4 protein-coding genes and 1 pseudogene are annotated in these 3,284 nt (G+C 63.5%); 1 reads left to right on the top strand and 4 read right to left on the bottom strand.

Annotated features, from left to right (window positions below):
* Positions 1-7 precede the first annotated feature (7 nt).
* Complete coding sequence (locus AC1D00_RS32990; RefSeq protein ID WP_135175415.1) at positions 8-469, top strand: carboxymuconolactone decarboxylase family protein; 462 nt, start codon at positions 8-10, stop codon at positions 467-469.
* A gap of 146 nt (positions 470-615) precedes the next feature.
* On the opposite strand, the gene AC1D00_RS32985 is transcribed toward AC1D00_RS32990, so the two are convergent.
* The 4 genes and pseudogenes from AC1D00_RS32985 to AC1D00_RS32970 form a co-directional block, all read right to left on the bottom strand.
* Positions 616-1,476, bottom strand: coding sequence for a D-amino-acid transaminase (locus AC1D00_RS32985; protein WP_404552654.1), 861 nt, complete (start codon positions 1,474-1,476; stop codon positions 616-618).
* A 182-nt stretch (positions 1,477-1,658) separates the two neighbouring features.
* Positions 1,659-2,390, bottom strand: a complete 732-nt coding sequence (locus AC1D00_RS32980) for an amino acid ABC transporter ATP-binding protein (protein ID WP_027547453.1) — start codon at positions 2,388-2,390, stop codon at positions 1,659-1,661.
* Positions 2,391-2,402: 12 nt separating this feature from the next.
* Positions 2,403-3,095, bottom strand: coding sequence for an amino acid ABC transporter permease (locus AC1D00_RS32975; RefSeq protein WP_027547452.1), 693 nt, complete (start codon positions 3,093-3,095; stop codon positions 2,403-2,405).
* Positions 3,096-3,099: 4 nt separating this feature from the next.
* Positions 3,100-3,284, bottom strand: a pseudogene (locus AC1D00_RS32970) (amino acid ABC transporter permease); the annotation flags it as partial.

The raw sequence follows: 3,284 nt of genomic DNA, 5'->3' as shown, positions 1-3,284 counted from the left end.
AACGACCATGAAACCCCGCATGAATTTCTACCAGGCCGCCCCCGACACGATGAAAGCGCTGATGGCGCTGGAGGAGCAGATCCAGTCCACGGGACTCGAGAAATCGCTGATCGAGCTCGTCAAGATTCGGGCGTCGCAGATCAACGGCTGCGCCTTTTGCATCAACATGCACACCGAGGACGCCCGCAAACGCGGCGAGACCGAACAGCGGATCTATCTGCTCAACGCCTGGCGCGAATCCCCGCTCTACACCGACCGCGAGCGCGCCGCGCTGGCCTGGACCGAGTCGGTCACGCTGATCTCCGAGACGCATGCGCCCGACGATGTCTACGAGCAGGTCCGCGCGCAATTCTCCGAAGCGGAGACGGTGAATCTGACGATGCTGATCGGGGCCATCAATGCCTGGAACAGAATCGCGATCGCGTTCCGGGCGGTGCATCCGGTGAAGGTGAAGGCGTCGGTCGCGTGAGGGGCTGACGTTCGCGCGCTTAATTCCGCTGTCATGCCCCGCAAAAGCGGGGCATCCAGTACGCCGCGGCCTCTCGATTCAAGCACTCCTGTCGCGGAGTACTGGATCGCCCGGTCAAGCCGGGCGATGACAGTGGAGGGTGTGGCCTAAACCGCCGTCGCCTTGGCGAATTCCACGTAGATCTCACGCAGACGCGTCGCCGTCGGGCCGGGCTTGCCCTCGCCGATTGTCTTGCCGTCAACTGCGACCACCGGCTGCACGAACGACGAGGCCGAGGTGATGAAAGCTTCCTTGGCGGCGAGTGCCTCGGCGACCGTGAAGGACCGCTCCTCGACGCGGAGCTGACGTTCTTCCGCGAGCGCGATGACGGCCTTGCGGGTGCAGCCCGGCAAGATCGCGTTGGAGTTCTTGCGGGTGACGATGACATCATCCTTCGTCAGGATGAACGCTGACGATGACCCGCCTTCGGTGACGTATCCGTCCTGCAGCATCCAGGCTTCGCCTGCGCCGGCTTCCGCCGCGGCCTGCTTCGCCAGCACCTGCGCCAGCAGCGCCACGCTCTTGATGTCACGCCGCTCCCAGCGGATGTCGGGCACGGTGATCACGTTGATGCCGGTCTTCGCCGAGGCCGCATTGATGATGTCCTTTTCCGAGGTGAACATCACCAGGCTCGACTTGACCTCAGCCTTGGGGAACGGGAAGTCGCGGCCCTTGTCGGCGCCGCGCGTGACCTGGAGATAGACGAGGCCGCTCTCGAGCTTGTTGCGCGCGATCAGCTCCTTCTGGAGCTCGGTGATGCGCTCGACCGTCTCCGGCAGCCTCAAGCTGATCTCGCCGACGGAACGCTCCAGCCGCGCCAGGTGCGAGGCGTTGTCGACCAGCTTGCCGTCCAGCACGGCCGAGACCTCGTAGATGCCGTCGGCGAACAGGAAGCCGCGGTCGAGAACCGAGATCTTGGCTTCCGAGAGCGGGACGAATGAGCCGTTGACGTAGGCGATCGAGTCCAAGGCGGGTCTCCTGGCGGGAAAAGGGGATTTGGCTGTCGGTATACGGGATTTGGTGAGCCCGATAAACCCTACTCTTCGTCATCCCGGGGCGCGCGTAGCGCGAGCCCGGGATCCATACTCCCGATGGTGGTTATGGATTCCGGGCTCGCGACTGCGTCGCGCCCCGGAATGACGCCAGAAAGTTAATGCGACAGAATCTTCGACAAGAACTTCTGCGCGCGGTCGCTGCGCGGCTTGCCGAAGAAATCCTCCTTCGCCGCGTCCTCGACGATCTCGCCGCGATCCATGAAGATCACGCGATTGGCGACCTTTCGGGCAAAGCCCATCTCGTGGGTGACGACCATCATGGTCATGCCCTCATGGGCGAGGTCGACCATGACGTCGAGCACCTCGCTCACCATCTCGGGGTCGAGCGCCGAGGTCGGTTCGTCGAACAGCATGACAATGGGGTCCATGGCGAGCGCGCGCGCGATCGCCACGCGCTGCTGCTGGCCACCGGAGAGCTGCGCCGGAAACTTCTGCGCCTGCTCCTTGAGGCCGACGCGATCCAGCAACTGCATGCCCTTCGCCACCGCCTTGTCAGACGACCGGCCCAGCACCTTCTGCTGGGCGAGGCAGAGATTGTCGATGATCTTGAGATGCGGAAACAGCTCGAAATGCTGGAACACCATGCCGACGCGCGAGCGCAGCTTCGGCAAATCGGTCTTGGGGTCGTTGACCTTGGTGCCGTCGACGCTGATGTCGCCCTCCTGGAACGGCTCCAGCGCATTGACGCATTTGATCAGCGTCGACTTGCCCGAACCCGAGGGACCGCAGACCACGACGACCTCACCCTTGGTGACGCTGGTGGTGCAGTCGGTCAGCACCTGGAAGGTCGGGCTGTACCATTTGTTGACGTGGCTGATTTCGATCATGACCGACACGCTCTATCGAATGATGGCGATGCGTGCCTGGAGGCGACGAACGCCGAAGGACGCAACACAGGAAATGGTGAAGTAGACGACGGCGGCAAACAGGTACATCTCGACCAGGCGGCCGTCGCGCTGCGCGACCTTGCTCGCCGCGCCCAGAAAGTCCGGGATCGAGAGCACGTAGACCAGCGAGGTGTCCTGGAACAGCACGATGGTCTGCGTCAGCAGCACCGGCAGCATGTTGCGGAACGCCTGCGGCAGCACGACGTAGCGCATGGTCTGGGCGTAGGTCAGGCCGAGCGCGTTGGCGGCGGCCGGCTGGCCGCGCGAGATCGACTGGATGCCGGCGCGCATGATCTCGGAGAAGTACGCCGCCTCGAACATGATGAAGGTGATGAGCGAGGAGGCGAACGCACCGACACTGATCGGCCGCGACGCGCCGGTCACCCACTGCCCGATATAGGGCACCAGGAAGTAGAACCAGAAGATGACCAGCACCAGCGGCAGCGAGCGCATGAAGTCGACATAGATGCCGGCGATGCGGCCGAGCACCTTGAAGCCGGACAGTCGCATCAGTGCGATCGCGGTGCCGAAGATCAGGCCGCCGAGGCCGGCCAGCGTCGTCAGGGTCACCGTGAACGTCATGCCCTCGAAGAACAGATAGGGCAGCGCGCGGCGGATGACGTCGAAATCGAGATTACCGAACATGGCGCTATTTCCCCGTAATGTAGCCGGGGATCGCGACGTAGCGCTCGAGGAAGCGCATCGCGGTCACGACGACGGCGTTGACAAGGAGATAGAGCAGGGTCGCTGCGGTGAAGGCCTCGAACACCTGGAACGAGAATTCCTGCATCGAGCGCGCCTGTCCGGTCAGCTCGAGCAGGCCGATGGTGATGG

Source organism: Bradyrhizobium sp. P2_E8, assembly GCF_056403875.1.
The sequence above is the reverse complement of the archived record's forward strand: the minus strand, read 5'-3'. Positions and strand labels throughout refer to the sequence as shown.

Excerpts from the sequence above, each read along its gene's own strand:
- AC1D00_RS32990 (WP_135175415.1), top strand. The coding sequence starts at position 8 with ATGAAACCCCGCATGAATTTCTACCAGGCCGCCCCCGACACGATGAAA.
- AC1D00_RS32980 (WP_027547453.1), bottom strand. The coding sequence starts at position 2,390 with ATGATCGAAATCAGCCACGTCAACAAATGGTACAGCCCGACCTTCCAG.
- AC1D00_RS32975 (WP_027547452.1), bottom strand. The coding sequence starts at position 3,095 with ATGTTCGGTAATCTCGATTTCGACGTCATCCGCCGCGCGCTGCCCTAT.